General features: G+C 36.5%; 12 protein-coding genes. 8 read left to right on the forward strand and 4 right to left on the reverse strand.

Going from position 1 to position 15,267, the window contains the following annotated elements; all coding sequences use genetic code 11:
• Positions 1–81: 81 nt before the first annotated feature.
• Complete coding sequence (gene coaW, locus AAIB49_RS03810; protein ID WP_339215585.1) at positions 82–885, forward strand: type II pantothenate kinase; 804 nt, start codon at positions 82–84, stop codon at positions 883–885.
• Positions 886–996: 111 nt separating this feature from the next.
• Here the strand turns inward: coaW and AAIB49_RS03815 are convergent, their stop codons facing one another.
• A complete protein-coding gene (locus AAIB49_RS03815) occupies positions 997–2,247 on the reverse strand; it encodes a DNA polymerase IV (RefSeq protein ID WP_343457281.1) in 1,251 nt (416 codons plus the stop codon).
• 162 nt (positions 2,248–2,409) lie between these two features.
• Between AAIB49_RS03815 and AAIB49_RS03820 the strand changes: the two genes are divergently transcribed.
• Entirely contained in the window at positions 2,410–2,775 is a 366-nt protein-coding gene (locus AAIB49_RS03820) for a YuzC family spore coat inner layer protein (protein ID WP_339215583.1), read from the forward strand.
• Between the two features lie 630 nt (positions 2,776–3,405).
• Here the strand turns inward: AAIB49_RS03820 and AAIB49_RS03825 are convergent.
• Positions 3,406–5,001 (reverse strand): amidohydrolase, encoded by a 1,596-nt coding sequence (locus AAIB49_RS03825; RefSeq protein ID WP_343457266.1) that lies wholly within the window; start codon positions 4,999–5,001, stop codon positions 3,406–3,408.
• 283 nt (positions 5,002–5,284) lie between these two features.
• Here AAIB49_RS03825 and AAIB49_RS03830 point away from each other — a divergent pair, with 283 nt between their 5' ends.
• The 5 genes from AAIB49_RS03830 to AAIB49_RS03850 all read left to right on the forward strand — a co-directional run bounded on the left by AAIB49_RS03830 (position 5,285) and on the right by AAIB49_RS03850 (position 12,133).
• Entirely contained in the window at positions 5,285–7,009 is a 1,725-nt protein-coding gene (locus tag AAIB49_RS03830; protein WP_339215577.1) for a methyl-accepting chemotaxis protein, read from the forward strand.
• Positions 7,010–7,354: 345 nt separating this feature from the next.
• Positions 7,355–8,920, forward strand: a complete 1,566-nt coding sequence (locus AAIB49_RS03835) for a Vga family ABC-F type ribosomal protection protein (RefSeq protein WP_343457267.1) — start codon at positions 7,355–7,357, stop codon at positions 8,918–8,920.
• Between the two features lie 84 nt (positions 8,921–9,004).
• A complete protein-coding gene (locus tag AAIB49_RS03840; RefSeq protein ID WP_339215574.1) occupies positions 9,005–9,913 on the forward strand; it encodes a DoxX-like family protein in 909 nt (302 codons plus the stop codon).
• Positions 9,914–9,924: 11 nt separating this feature from the next.
• Positions 9,925–10,539, forward strand: coding sequence for a DUF4166 domain-containing protein (locus tag AAIB49_RS03845; RefSeq protein ID WP_343457268.1), 615 nt, complete (start codon positions 9,925–9,927; stop codon positions 10,537–10,539).
• Positions 10,526–12,133: a YndJ family protein gene (locus AAIB49_RS03850; protein WP_343457269.1), complete on the forward strand. Its 1,608-nt coding sequence runs from the start codon at positions 10,526–10,528 to the stop codon at positions 12,131–12,133. The genes AAIB49_RS03845 and AAIB49_RS03850 overlap by 14 nt, the downstream gene beginning before the upstream one ends.
• 63 nt (positions 12,134–12,196) lie before the next feature.
• Here the strand turns inward: AAIB49_RS03850 and AAIB49_RS03855 are convergent, their stop codons facing one another.
• Both AAIB49_RS03855 and AAIB49_RS03860 read right to left on the reverse strand, forming a co-directional pair.
• Positions 12,197–12,346, reverse strand: a complete 150-nt coding sequence (locus AAIB49_RS03855) for a hypothetical protein (RefSeq protein WP_343457270.1) — start codon at positions 12,344–12,346, stop codon at positions 12,197–12,199.
• Between the two features lie 14 nt (positions 12,347–12,360).
• Entirely contained in the window at positions 12,361–13,632 is a 1,272-nt protein-coding gene (locus AAIB49_RS03860; RefSeq protein WP_343457271.1) for a helix-turn-helix domain-containing protein, read from the reverse strand.
• A gap of 214 nt (positions 13,633–13,846) precedes the next feature.
• Here AAIB49_RS03860 and dacB point away from each other — a divergent pair, with 214 nt between their 5' ends.
• On the forward strand, positions 13,847–15,244 hold the full coding sequence (gene dacB / locus AAIB49_RS03865) for a D-alanyl-D-alanine carboxypeptidase/D-alanyl-D-alanine endopeptidase (protein WP_343457272.1): 1,398 nt from the start codon (positions 13,847–13,849) through the stop codon (positions 15,242–15,244).
• Positions 15,245–15,267: the final 23 nt, after the last annotated feature.

A 15,267-nucleotide genomic window follows, 5' to 3' on the forward strand; every position in this document is an offset into this window, starting at 1 on the left:
CCTGTCAATTTTTGGCTTTTCTTTTTGCACGCGTTCGTGTAAATTGAAGGTAATTTAGGACAAGGAGGAGAATACAAGTTGGTGAATAAAATTGGTATAGATGCTGGAGGTTCACTAGTCAAGCTTGCTTATCATGACCATGGGAAAATACATATTAAAACCTTTTCTAGTCTGGATATAGATGCAGTATTGGAGTGGTTGTCAATCTTGTCTCCTAATGCGAGTCTGTTTGTAACAGGTGGTAAAGCGAACTCCTTTACAAAATTTCCTTCTTTTAACTGTCATTTGGTTGATGAGTTTCAAGCAGTTACGAGAGGAGCTTCTTATCTGTTAAAAGAAAAAGCTATTAATCATGAGGAATACATTTTAGTTAACATTGGGACAGGAACCTCCATTTTTCATGTTACCCATAACTCTTTTGAACGTGTTCTAGGTAGTGGTATCGGTGGTGGAACTTTGATGGGTTTAGGTTATCTAATTACCCGGAATAATGATTTTCAAACCTTCACTACGATGGCTAGTAATGGTGATTCTCGAAAAAGCGATTTGCTAGTACGAGATATTTATGACCCGGAAGAACCTCCTATATATGGGGACTTAACAGCTGCCAATTTAGGGAAAGCACATTTAAATAAAGATGTTACAGAAAATGATCATCTTGCGAGTGTCATGCGAATGATAGGGGAGACCATTTTATTATTAGCTACTCAAGTTGCGACGGCAAAACAAATTAAACAAATCGTATTTGTAGGTGGTACTGTTACGAATAATCCTTCATTGAAGGAAGTTTTTGTTCAATTTCGTGACATGATGTCCTATGAGCCAGTTTTTCTAGAAAAAGGTACTCATACTGGAGCAATTGGTGCATTGTTAGAAAACGAATAAATCTTAAGATGGTTCACTTCGCAGATAGGGATATACATATCTATCTCGTCAGGCATGAGAAAAAAAACTAACGCATTTGCTCGGGAAAGAGCAAATGCGTTAGTTTTCCTGTTAAGCGTAATGACCACCAATTTTTTTACTACGGTCTAGTGTAACTCCAGCATCGGTAAAGCTACTAGCTCGGAGGAGGGCAGTTGTACCATGTTTTTCACGAATAGCATCCATGACATAGCCAATATCATTTTTTTTGGAGCGATTCTCAAATAAATCTAGTTGTGTTTCGGCTTTATCATATAAGTTATCTAACGTGACATAAACATGGCGAATTGTACTATGACCGTCATAAAATTCCTTGAAAAGCAGCATACAAATATGGTACATATCCATCGTGATATTAGTCGGAATAGGGATAGACCTAGAGCGTGAGAAACCACCGCCGGTTTCCTTAGAATAGGCTATTCCAAGATGAATAGTTTTACCGACTTTGCCAGCCGTTCTGGTTCTACGACAAACCTCTTCACAAAGATCTAAAATACAAACCGCAACTTCATCTTTCGTATAATCTCGTAAAAGAGCAATCCCGTGACCAAAGCCTTTTTGCTCGTGCTTAACAAAATCCCCAAATACTGGACTTAAATCAATCCCCCATGCATGCCAATAAAGCTGTTCTCCCATTACACCAAACCGCTTTTTAATACGATTCAAGTCAAATTTTGCAAGCTGTCCAAGGGTGACAATCCCCATACGATTGAGGTTGCGCTTCATTCTACTCCCAATTCCCCATATTTTTTCCACAGGATGTGGCCAAAGCTTTTCCTCTACATCCTCATACCGGCATTCTACTATACCGACTTTTTTAGCGTGTAAATCCATGACAACCTTCGCTAAAAATTTATTATCGCCAATTCCAATGGAGCACGTAATGCCAAAACTATCGAGAATGTCTTGTTTAATTTGATTGGCAATCTCCCATGGATTCCCAAATAGCTTCTCTAATCCATCAAGTGTTACCCATACCTCATCGACAGAGTATTGATGGATGGCCTCTTTTGGAGCGTATTGGTTTATTAGCCTAGTGATTTCCACCGAAACTTGAAGATAATCAGCCATATGTGCTGGAACAATATGAATAGCAGGGTCATTCGGTAATTCAAAAAAACGACTCACATTGCTAATTCCGTATTTTGCTTTGAGAGCAGGTGAAGCGGCAAGTACAATACTTCCGGATCTATTTGGATCCCCAACAACAGCAAGCATTGTGGTCATTGGGTCAAGTTTTAATTTAACAGCTTCCACACTAGCATAGAACGATCGCATATCAATACATAGTACATTGTGACGTGGAAAAGTAGAATAATCTATTTGCATTACATTTCACCACCAATAAGAACGTTTGTTCTTATTATATGCTGCTGGAAATAGATTATCAATGGAAAAAAATTCATAATCCAAACGTGGGCTAGACAATTTCCTTATTTTCTTCTTCAGCATATAGTGTTATATAGGAATTGAGGAGGGGATAGCTTGTATTATTGGTATCCAGTTTATTATTATCTACCACATTCTTATCTATTTAGGAATTATTATCGCCAGTTTCCTGAAGTGGACCCTGGTTTATTATATGATTCTGCAAATGAAACAAAGAAATTAATGAAAGAAGTAAGTATGGTTTTGGATCGCTTTGCATCATCAAAGGAGTTTGATGAGCAGGTTATGACTGCTGCACAAGAATCCAATGTAGAGGAAGTTAGACGGTTAATCCAAAGTATTGGAATCACTGCGGATGTAGATATTCAAGTAAATCCAGACGGTTTGCGATTAGATTTTGTATCCATGATTAATGATACAAAGTGCTGTAGATTAACGGTAGCATTGAGATGGAATGAATAAAATTAATAAATGAGGCCAGGAGCATATGCAGACCATGCATATCTACTGCATCGGAAATATGCGATGCAACTTTGCGTGAAAAATAAGGATGCCCGCGCGAAATGGAGAAAGAGTCGCGCGAGAAATAAGTCCCCGCGCGGCCGGAGTAAGTTTCGCGCGAGAAAGGTGAAAAATCGCGCGACAATAGAAAGAAATCGCGCGACCCGGAAGGAAAATCGCGCGACAATAAGAAGAAATCGCGCGACAGAAGCAACCTCGCGCGAAAAATAAGGATGCCCGCGCGAAAAAGAGAAAGAGTCGCGCGAAAAAGAAGTGCTCGCGCGGCCGGAGTAAGTTTCGCGCGAGAAAGGTGAAAAATCGCGCGGCAATAGAAAGAAATCGCGCGACAATAAGAAGAAATCGCGCGACAGAAGGAATCTCGCGCGAAAAATAAGGATGCCCGCGCGAAATGGAGGAAAAGTCGCGCGAAAAATAAGTTCCCGCGCGGCCGAAGTAAGTTTCGCGCAAAGGTAAAACCCCGCGCGACAGATAGTAATGTCCTCTAAGTACCTGGAACGTCTAGAGGATTGGTATATTTCCTATCTAGTGTTGATACGTTTGGGTCTTTAGCCTCATCTATTAAAACTGAAGTTATTTTTCGTATTTGATTTCTCCACCAATAATCGTCATTTCAATTTCAGTATTTAATAATTCATCAGGATTTTCCATTTCGAACGGATTATTAGAAAGAACCGTCATATCCGCAAGTTTTCCTCTAGAAATAGTTCCTTTTAATATTTCCTCACTTGTTGCATAAGCTGTAAATTCGGTAAATAACCGAAAGGCATCAATCATAGATAGCTTTTCTTTAGCATTCCATCCATCATGTGTTTCACCTGGTAATTTTCGCGTAACGGCAGCGTGAATACCGAGTAATGGGTCAACTGGTTCAACTGGAGAGTCTGAGCCACCAGCACAAATAACACCATGATCCATCAATGTCTTCCATGCATAGGATGTTTCGGAACGGCTCTTACCAAGTCTTTCTATAACCCATGGAAAGTCACTAGCTACAAATCTAGGCTGAATATCAGCAATGCGGCTTGGATGTATTAAACGATTAATTAATTCTTGATTAAGCACTTGTACGTGAATAAGTCTGTCGCGATGACTAACGGTAGGAAATTGATCTAAGACATCTAGAACATTTACCAATGCTTGATCACCAATCGTATGTACGGCAATAGGCATCGATAATTCACGCGACCTCCTAACAATATCGGTTAGGGCTTCTTGATCAAGCATTGCCTCTCCATAATGACCTGGGGCATCATGGTAAGGTTCAGATAGTAGTGCTGTTCTTCGTCCAAAGGCCCCATCAGCAAATATTTTAACTGCACCAATTTGCAGTGTTTCATTTCCATAACCAGTATATATACCAGAGGCCTTCAAATCATCAAGAAAGTCATGATTAATTAAAAGGTTCGTCCGGAGTCCAAGCTTCTCTTGATTTAATAAGGTATCATAAATTGTATATGTTTGCTGTAAGCCACCGAGAAAGAGTGGGTCATTTGTATGAACACTAGTTAACCCTTTTTGAATAGCAAATTGAATAGCCTTCCGCATCGCCTGGACTAGTTCCGCATAAGATTTTTGTGGGATGTGCTGTTTAAAGAGTTCCGAAGCGGATTCAAGGATTAACCCAGTCGGTTTTCGAGAGGATTCGTCTAAGACAATAGTACCACCTTCTGGTATAGACATATGAGGGTGGTAGTTACTTAATTCAAAAGCTTTACTATTAGCGACAGCTGCATGTGTACAAATTCTAGTTAAAAAGAGTGGATTATGGGGAGCAACATAATCAAGCTCTTCAAGGGTAGGAATGGATCCATCCATAAATAGATTCTCATCCCAGCCACCACCAAGTAACCATTCATTAGGTGCTAACGTGTTAGCTTTCTCTTGAATTTTTTCCAACATTTCTGTTTTGGAGGTAATACCAGTAAGGTCTAAGTGCATAAATTGTTCAGCGATAAGTGACAAATGGAGATGACTATCCACTAACCCCGGTGTTACAGTCTTCCCACCAAGGTCAATAACTTCACACGTATGATTGTTCCATTGAAGTAATATGTCTGCTTCAGATCCCATAGCAATAAATCTCCCGTTCTCTACAACTACGGCTTGTACAATAGGTTTAATTGGATCTAATGTATAAAAGTTCCCATTAATAAATATTTTTCTCATAATCTTCCCCCTAAAAATGACTGATAAGTATATAGAAAATGACAAGTTTGAACGATATAAATATTAAGAACATCATACTAACTGCCATATTGGAAGTCAATTATGTTAAACCATTGAAATAGTAGCTATTTTTATGTAAATAGTTATATTTGAGAATTGTTGTAAATTGTCGAATCATAGCTTATTATAAAAAGTAGGGGATAGTATTTTATACATAACTAGTTAACGATTTTGAAAGAAGAGTTGTTTACTAATTGATCTATAAAATATGGGAGGAAAAGAAATGCTAAAGAAACTTCGACTGAAAAGAATAAGATACCGTGATATAAGAATTGGTTGGAAGTATGGCTTGACACTAGCTATTGTTATATTACTGTTTATCGGTTCCTCGGCTCTTGTTTCAAACTCTATTATTGGGATAGGAAAAAATATAGAAGAATTAGAAGCGAAAAGTGATTTAGCGATGAGCATTTCCGAAATGGGATCATTAACACGCAATATGAGCATTTATATCGTTTCTTATTATCAAGAACAAAATCCTGATTTGGTAGAATCGTTTAAAGAGAACCAAGTAAGTTATAATCAATTTGCAAGCAAAGTTCGCGTTAATTTAAAGTCAAAAGAACAAGAAGAGATTTATCAAGAAGTCACTTCCATGAATCAAGAAATGTACCGTATGTTTACCAATTATATTGTTTCAGCAATTAAGAATGGAAATATGGATGTGGCAGAATCATTTCTTAGTCAGACGAATGAAATTAGAGATGAGACGGTCAGCTTATTAGATGAATTAGTCAGTATGTTAGATGCGGATCGACAACAAGCAATTAGTAGTGCAATGGAAAGCCAAAAGAAAACATTCGTAACTCAATTAATTATCTTAGCGGTGACGATTGTTATTGGTGTTCTGTTGATTGTATTCATTAGTCAAGCTATTTCCCGCAATCTCAAAAAAGTTGTTGAAGTTAGTAATCAAATAGCAGAAGGAGACTTAACCGTACCAGAAGTTGATTATGATGGTAAGGATGAGATAGGACAATTAGCATCTTCTATTGGGAGAATGAGCGCCTATTTAAAAGAAGTGATAAGACAAGTTTCCCTTGTTTCCAATTCGGTTACTACGCAAAGTAAGGAGCTTAAGCTGTCAGCGAGTGAAGTAAGAGCCGGATCAGAACAAGTAGCCACAACAATGCAGGAATTGGCTGCAGGTTCGGAGAAACAGGCAGATGGTGCAAGTAATTTAACCTATACGATGCAGCAATTCTCACGAAGAGTTCAAGATGCTAATGAGAATGGAACGAAGATAGAGAATTCTTCTGAATCTGTGTTAGATTTAGCTAACCAAGGTAATGAGTTGATGCAGGCTTCAGGTGAGCAGATGAATCGTATCGACAATATCATGAAGGTAGCTGTTACAAAAGTACGTGGATTAGATGATAGTTCGAAGACGATTAGTCAGCTCGTTTCTGTCATCCGTGATATCGCCGATCAAACCAATCTACTAGCACTTAATGCAGCAATAGAAGCGGCCCGAGCAGGCGAGCATGGAAAAGGATTTGCAGTAGTAGCAGACGAAGTAAGAAGATTATCAGAACAAGTATCCACATCAGTAACAGATATTACTGATATTGTAAAAAAGGTTCAGTTGGAAACACGTTCCGTGACCGAGTCATTAGAGAGCGGATATGAAGAAGTACAACAAGGAACAAAACAAGTTATCTTTACAAAAGAAACCTTTGATGATATTAATCAGGCAATAGTGGAAATGGTAGAAAGCATTAAAGTTGTTAAACAAAACCTGAATGAAATATCAGATACAACACATGAAATGAATACTTCAATAGAAGAAATTGCAGCTATATCTGAGGAGTCAGCCGCTGGTATTGAACAAACCTCTGCTTCTTCGCAACAAACGAGCAGTTCAATGGAAGAAATGGCAAAAAGCTCAGAGGATTTAGCTAAATTAGCGGAGGAACTAAACACACTGGTAGGACAATTTAAAGTTTAGAGTAGAAAAAGATGATCCATAACAAACGGGTCATCTTTTTCTCCGTTGACAGGAAAAAAGCATTCATTTATAGTATTAGTAAGAAAAGCGGAAAGGGTGTTACTTGGGCAGATGTTAAATTAATCCTATTTTAAAAATCGTGAATTGGATAGTTGTACGTTTAAAAGATTGGGAAAAAGCCTTCTCTTTTGCATGCAATTTATTCACGCATTGAATAGGATTAGCTCTGCTTTAGTAAACACGGACAACGGTAATAATCGTTTATTTAGCATGGTTTTTAGCTTGAAAAGCTTCCTATTCAATTGTGAATTGGGGGCTTTTTTTAGTTGAAAAAGAGGTGAAAACATGCTGTTATTAGAAGCTCAGGATATTATATATGAAGTGAATGGGAAAGAAATATTAAATGTTCAACATCTGCAAATACAACAGGGTGACTGTATTGGTGTAGTCGGAAAGAATGGCAGTGGTAAAACATCCTTAGTCAATATTTTGGCAGGTCGCGAGTTAGACTATCAGGGTACTGTTCAATCGGAAGCAAGCTTGGAATTATTACCACAATTGAAGTATACCAATACAACGAAGAGTGGTGGAGAGATAACGCAGCAATATATCAATAAGGCAATCGCAAAGAAACCACAATTATTATTCGCAGATGAACCAACTACTAACTTAGATAAAGAGCATATTGAAAAATTAGAGCATCAACTGAAACGGTGGACAGGGGCAATTGTGATTGTTTCACACGATAGGGCTTTCTTAGATGCTCTTTGTACGACGATTTGGGAGGTTGAGCACTGTAAGGTTACGGTCTACCCCGGGAATTATACGGTCTATCGTGAGCAAAAAGAGCTAAAAATCCAACAACAACAAGAAGAATATATGCAATATATAACAAAGAAGAGACAACTGGAGTCTGCCTTAGAATTAAAAAAGAAAAAAGCATCTCGTGCTACGAAAAATCCTAAAAAGAAAAGCGATTCAGATGCAAATCAAATGGGAAGCAGTCCATATTATGCTAAAAAACAGAAGAAGCTAGAGAAAACAGCTAATGCCATTAAAACGCGAATAGAAAAGCTTGAAAAGGTAGAAAAAGTAAAAGAGGATCCGCCATTAAATATGGATATTATTCATGAGGAAATGCTTGGAAAGAAAGCCATTATTCGTGTAGAGGAAATGGAAGGAAAGGTAGGAACTAGGTTGCTATGGGGCCAAACATCCTTTCAGCTTCATGCAGGTGATAAAGTAGCGGTTATAGGAAGTAATGGTGTTGGTAAAACAACATTTATCAAGAAATTACTATCCAAGGAGAATGGTATAGAAATATCTCCATCGGTAAGAGTGGGTTACTTTAGTCAAAACTTAGATATTCTAAATGTCGAAGAAACGATTTTAAAAAACATTACGACCACCTCATCTCAGGATGAAACGCTCATACGAACAGTTTTGGCGAGATTACATTTCTTTCAAGATGATGTTTATAAGCAAGTAAACGTTTTAAGTGGAGGAGAAAGAGTAAAGGTTGCCTTTGCCAAAATATTTCTAAGTGACATAAATACAATAGTTCTAGACGAACCAACTAATTTCTTAGATATTACAGCTGTAGAGGCATTGGAATCTTTATTAAGAGAATATAGAGGTACCATCATCTTTGTGTCCCATGATAGGCGATTTATTGAAAAAGTTGCGGATAAAATTATAGCGATTGAAAATCAAGAAATGAAGTTATTCGAGGGGAATTACAATTCGTATATGCATTATCAACCAAAGACATTGGATGAAAAGGAACAGGATTTGATGATTATTGAAACGAAGCTTGCGGACGTCTTAAGTAGGCTAAGTATTAATCCTGATCCAGAATTAGAAAGGCAATTTCAAGAGCTATTAAACGAAAAGAAAAGACTTAGTAAATAAAGAGGGAGTTGTAGGGAATTTTCCTACAACTCTTTCTTTATGGTAAACTGAACCAAAAGAAGGACTAAAAAGGGGGAGGTAGCCGTGAGGAGTAAGCCAATATATGTAGAGACGACTATCGAGGCCGATATGGATAAGGTCTGGAAAGCAACACAGGATCCAGGGTTGCATCAGCAATGGGATTTACGGTTTTCCGAAATTACATATATGCCAAAAGAAGAAGGAAAACCACAGGAGTTCTTATACAAGACGAATATAGGCTTTGGAATCTCTGTGCAAGGCTGGGGAAAAAGTGTTGGAAGCTTTCATGCAGAGGATGGTTCGCGGACCTCTTCACTTCATTTTGGCACCAATCAGAAAATATCGATAATAAAAGAAGGTAGAGGCTATTGGAAGTACATACCAAATCAGCAAGATCAAACTTTACAATTTTTAACGCAATATAACTATGAACCTAGTTTTGGAAAAGTTGGTAGGTTTATCGATCACTTTCTATTTCGGCCTTTAATGGGGTGGGCGACAGCTCTTAGCTTTGATGTGTTAAAACGATGGATGGAGAAAGAAGAGACTCCTGCTTCACAATTTATCCGTTTCTTTAGTCATGTCATGTTATCCATCTTTTTTATGTTTATTTGGTTATACCATGGAATTGTCCCGAAGCTCGTTGCTATGCATCCAGAGGAAATAATGATGGTAACGAATACACTCCCTTTAACCATGAAGCAGGGGGAATTAATCGTATTAACTGCAGGTGTTATAGAAGTTCTTATAGGCATCATATGGATTTTCTATCCTTATAAGAGAAGGTTATTCTACATTCAAGCTATTCTTTTTCCCATATTGATGCTAGGTGCGATCATTTCAAATGTGGAATATTTAGTTCAACCCTTTAACCCATTAACATTTAATCTAGCTTTATTTGTATTATCCATTATTGGGATAGTAATTAGTAAGGATGTTCCAACTGCACGAAATTGTAAACGAAAACGTTAGGGGAAGTTAGGATGTCTATATATGAAAAAGTGCTAGAAGATCAATTTGAAAAATTACATCCCATGCTCCAATACCGTTATCGATCGATGGGGAAACGAGTATTTCGGGGAACAGGGATAATGAAAACGGTAAAAGGAGGTCCTAAATGGCTTTATCCGCTTTTTCGATTCGGGGTAAGATGGAAGCTTCTTTTCCCGGAATCAGGAGAAAATATTCCGTTTTTAATAAAAAACTCGCCAAGGATAGGAACAAATGGAGAGGAACAAATTCACTGGGAAAGAATATTTCAATTTGAAAATCAATATCGATACTTTAATGCCTTGATGAAATTAGACTCTAAACTACCTATTATTAATGACTATTTAGGAGAACCATCACGGTTGTATTCAGACCTGATCTTTCATGTCGAAGCGGATGGTGGATTATTAATTCAATCCAACAAACAACGTCTAATAATAGGGAAACTAGAAATTCAGTTGCCAAAAATGCTACAAGGGATAGCTACTGTACGGGAAGGCTATTGTGATGAAAAGGCATTGTATACAATTGATGTTAAAGTAAAAAATCCAATTATAGGACGGGTTTTTTCCTATGAGGGAGTGTTTAAGGAAGATGAGGATAGGTAATCTGATACTTTTAAATATACTATTATTGCTGGTGATCCTATTATCACAAAGTTCCGGCTGGTATTTAACTTTATTAACGGTAGCGCAACTAATTTTTGTCCCGTCGATACTGTACTTGCTTCGGGAGGATTTTAATCAAGTGTTTGGTAGATTGCTACCATATACAGTTCTTCTGTCTTCTATTGCCGTATTCTTTTTATACTTTGTTCAGAATCCAATCCTTATTTTTCTGTTTTCTTCTATTTATCTACTATTTACTTGTTTACTTGCTATTGGCGGGATTATGCGCTTTGTAAGTAGAGGATTTATTCACTTTGAGGAATTTTTGATTGATATTGGGTTTATCTATTTAGCCACCGGTGGTGCTTGGTTTTTTGCTTATCAAGTAAAGCTGGATATAGGGTTTTCGCCAATGATTACTTGGTTAACGAGTATCCACTTTCATTATTCAGCATTTTTATTCCCTGTTTTCCTGGGGTTACTTGGTAGAATGATTAATAGGAATAGGTTGTTTATTTTTGCCGGGATGATTATTATTATCTCTCCTTGGGTAGTTGCATTCGGAATAACCTTTTCCGTTTTCATAGAAGTATTATCGGTTATATTATACATTGTTGGCATCTATATTAGTATATACTTAAGTATAAAAGCTACGATTAGCAACCGTATCCAACGAGTATTGATTCGTCTTTCCTTTGGGTCATTGGGCATATCCATTTTGTTTTCATTAATCTATGCATTTGGAAATTTCTCTGGTCTATATTCCCTTGGGATTGATCGTATGATTGAGTCCCATGGATTAATCAATGCGGTACTTTTTGCTTTTATTGGTTTAATTGGCTGGTCGTTAGATATACCAAAGTCAAGAGTAACGAAAATGTTTTTCCCGGTAAGTCAGATTAAAGGAAAGTGTATTATCGGTGAAAAAATCTTAGAAGATAAAAGAGGCGACTATGTTCATAACGGATTGGTAGACAGCATGGAAACGTTTTTTACAGTGGAATGTGATAGTATGGCCAATAATATAAGAGATTTCTATGAAAATACCAATGACTATGAACTTTATGCTGAAGTGAAATGGAGTAGATGGTTCCTACCGTTTGCAGCTATATATAAGTTGATAAGTCGGGTAATGAAACAAATTAATTTACCATTAAGTAAAAAGCAAATAGAAATGACTGGACGAATTATCGATGTAGAGGATTCGAAGGATGGTCGAGAGAATGTTCGAGCGTGGGTTCGTAAGATAAATAATGAAACCGTTTTTGTTGCTTTGTACTCGGAGCATGAAACATCAGGTGCACGATATATGAATATAGCGTTACCATTACCAAGAACTACTATGACAGGGATTTTGGCTCTCCAGCCGCAGGGAAGTGATCTTTGTTTAACAAGTAAAAGGATGTCTAAGGACTCTGATGCTGGAATTTACTTGACCATTGGAAAGAGCAATATGAAGCTACCTTTAGAAGAACAATTTAACATGAAACAGCTAGAAAATGGGTGCTTGCAAGCTTTACATCAAATGTGGATATTTTCCTTGCCTTTCCTAAGAATTAAGTATGATATAAAGAAAAAAGAAAATCTAGTATAGAGAGTATATTTCTCCAAATTTTTATCTTTTAAAGGCAAGGAAATATACACATCTTTTTTTAATTTATGGTTTTGTAGCCCATGGAGGTATTGGCTCTTCGTCATTTGCGTATGTTACATTTGAATCTATTACTACAGAGAAGCCAATAGCCAAAAGGGTTCCGGAAAGAAACAAAAATGATAATAGTAGGAATGTACTAATCGTCTTTTTCATATTTTCACCCCCTTTCAAGTACAAGTAATTTTAGATAATATATTTAATGCTTCTTCATAAGTGCTGGATGATAGCTTGTATTTTCTATTATCTTTATAGTATTTTGCAAGAAGCTTTAGATAAAATACTTTTTCATACAATAATTCTTTATCCTCTAAAAAAGGAATGATTTCGTTATTGACTAGATTTTCAAAAGAGCTATCTAGACCATTAATTAAATAATTATATGCTGTAAATTCGTAAACATAGGTAGACTTTAGAGGACTCAATGATTTTGTTAAATCTAATCCTAGCTCAAGCCAAATTTTAGCGTTATGAAGATCCTTTAATTCAAAGTACTCTTTCATTAGACTAGAGATTGGAACAATTTTAATATCAACAGGGTCTTCTTTACGAAGTTCATAACTTTCGAGGTAATTAGTAATTGCTTCTTTAGGTTTTTTCCAATCAGAAAACAAAGATCCAATATTTTGGTAGGAAAGTTTTAATATCTCTCTGTCGTCAATTTTATTAGCAATGTTGATAGCAGAACTATAACTGGCTTTAGCATTTTCTAACTCCCTAATTCTTTGATAAGAAATTCCCAATAAAATATGACATTCTGCACATTCCTTTAATTGATAATTTTTCTGGTAAAAACGTAATGCTTTATTAGAATAATGTAAACATAAATGGGTCTGCCTATTTTTACTAGCTGCTAAGGCAATTAAGTAATATAGATTATGGGTTTCCTCATCTTGATGGAACAGCTCGGGATTAAGCAGGTTTTCAGCTTTTTGATAGAACGCAAGGGATTTTTTATAAGCAAGATGCTTATAGTAATAGTTTCCTGCAAATTTATAATAATAGTATTTTTCTATGTCATTGAATTTCTTGGAGCTTTTATGAAGGGAGATGAGAAGTTGTCCGGCTGATTCCAAATTATTAACTAGAACATAATAGCAGAGCTTATGGATATCTATTAATGAAAGCAGTTGCTTATCGATTCCATTAGGTAAAGCAAAGTTGATTTGATCATATAGTCTGATCGCTTCTTCTTTATGAGAGCGGAGTAAATGTAGAAACCATTTAATAATAGTTTGATTTGTAATTTGGTCCTCTAAATTAGCCTGATAAAGATTCAGTTTTTCTCTTAATAGCTGCATTATTTCATTTGTTGGCTCAGCCGTACCATTCTCTATTTTAGATAAATAGGATACAGAAATGATTCCATTCGCTAAATCTGCTTGTGTCATATTTGCTCGTAATCGATTGATTTTAATTGACTTTCCCAAATTAATTCCCATTTTTTCACCTCCACGGCTTTCATTATAATCAAAAAAGGGATAAAATACTATATAATAGTGACAATATTCAACAAAATATGAAAATATATAAAAAATGGCTTAGTTTTGCTGTTTTTTAGGAAACTTTTCCTAAATTTTTCTATTTAAATATAGGGTAGAGTGAATTGGATTTAAATAAGAAGTCTTAATGGAAATGATAAAAGGGGGTAGAGAAATGGACATGAAATGGACTAGATTTGAAGAATTAGTAAAACTTGAACCCAAGCTGGAAGGAGCGTTAGTAGGGGTCAGTATTCGTTCGAGAGAAACTGGACAATTGTTATATGAGCATATGGGTAATACTCGATTGCACCCAGCATCCAATATGAAACTATTTACTTGTGCAGCAGGATTAGAGGTGTTAGGAGAAGACTATGTTTTTCCAACTGAATTATGGGTGGATGGTGATATTGTTGGAGATCGATTAGATGGTAATTTGTATATAAAAGGTAAAGGGGATCCAACTTTGTTACAAGCTGATTTTGAAAAATTAGCTAAGGTATTACTAGGATATGGGATTAAAGAAATAAACGGCAATATCATTGGTGACGATACATGGTATGATGCAGTTCGATTATCTCAGGATCTAAATTGGAATGATGAACATCAATACTATGGTGCCCAAGTATCAGCCTTAACTGTTTCACCAAATGAGGATTATGATTCAGGTACGGTAATGCTGACGATAATACCAGGGGATAATGTAGGAGATAGACCAGAGATTGTATTGAATCCTTACACGAAATACATAACTATAACAAACAAGGTAGTTACCGTAGAGATTGGCAGTGAGGAAGAGGCTGATATTACGGTTACACGTCAACACGGGAATAATAATGTTGTATTAGAAGGGACTATCCCTAAATATTCTGCAACGATAAATAAATGGGTCTCCGTTTGGGAACCTTCAGAGTATGCTTTAGAAATTTTTTCTCGCTCATTGAAACAGGTAGGGATAAATTATACTGGTCAGTTAAAGCGGGGTGAGACATCGAAAGACGCTAGGCAACTTTTTGTTAGGAATTCTATTTCCTTAAGAGAATTAGCTATACCTTTTATGAAGCTTAGTAATAATGGGCATGGTGAGATTATCATTAAGGAATTAGGAAAGGTAAAAAGAGGAGAGGGTAGTTGGGAAAGTGGTTTAGAAGTATTAAATAACTATTTAGAAGATATAGGAATAGATCCAAGCAAACTAGTAATTCGAGATGGATCTGGAATTTCACACGTTACGTTAATTCCAGCTAATGTCATAACTGATTTGTTATGTCGTATACAGGATAGAAACTGGTTTACTAGTTTCTACCGATCTCTGCCGGTGGCTGGTAATGGTGACCGAATGATCGGTGGAACATTACATGATAGAATGTATGGGTTACCAGTTGTTGCAAAAACAGGAACCATAATGGGGGTTAGTACCCTATCAGGCTATTTGACGACTCGTCAAGGGGAAGAATTGGTTTTCTCTATAATGCTGAATAATCTTCTTGATGAAGAAGATGGGCCACAAATCATTGACCGATTAGTAGAATTTATTATTACGGAAAAAAGCAAAACAATCCCTTCTTCTTGATTGTTTTGCTTTTTTTACTTCCA

Origin of the sequence: Ornithinibacillus proteolyticus, assembly GCF_039581225.1 — a bacterium.
GTDB classification, from domain to species: Bacteria; Bacillota; Bacilli; order Bacillales; family Amphibacillaceae; genus Ornithinibacillus; species Ornithinibacillus massiliensis.

What these genes read in the sequence shown, in the direction of transcription:
- AAIB49_RS03825 (WP_343457266.1), bottom strand. Translation starts at nt 5,001, where the DNA reads ATGAGAAAAATATTTATTAATGGGAACTTTTATACATTAGATCCAATT.
- AAIB49_RS03830 (WP_339215577.1), top strand. Translation starts at nt 5,285, where the DNA reads ATGCTAAAGAAACTTCGACTGAAAAGAATAAGATACCGTGATATAAGA.
- AAIB49_RS03835 (WP_343457267.1), top strand. Translation starts at nt 7,355, where the DNA reads ATGCTGTTATTAGAAGCTCAGGATATTATATATGAAGTGAATGGGAAA.
- AAIB49_RS03845 (WP_343457268.1), top strand. Translation starts at nt 9,925, where the DNA reads ATGTCTATATATGAAAAAGTGCTAGAAGATCAATTTGAAAAATTACAT.
- AAIB49_RS03850 (WP_343457269.1), top strand. Translation starts at nt 10,526, where the DNA reads ATGAGGATAGGTAATCTGATACTTTTAAATATACTATTATTGCTGGTG.
- AAIB49_RS03855 (WP_343457270.1), bottom strand. Translation starts at nt 12,346, where the DNA reads ATGAAAAAGACGATTAGTACATTCCTACTATTATCATTTTTGTTTCTT.
- AAIB49_RS03860 (WP_343457271.1), bottom strand. Translation starts at nt 13,632, where the DNA reads ATGGGAATTAATTTGGGAAAGTCAATTAAAATCAATCGATTACGAGCA.
- dacB (WP_343457272.1), top strand. Translation starts at nt 13,847, where the DNA reads ATGGACATGAAATGGACTAGATTTGAAGAATTAGTAAAACTTGAACCC.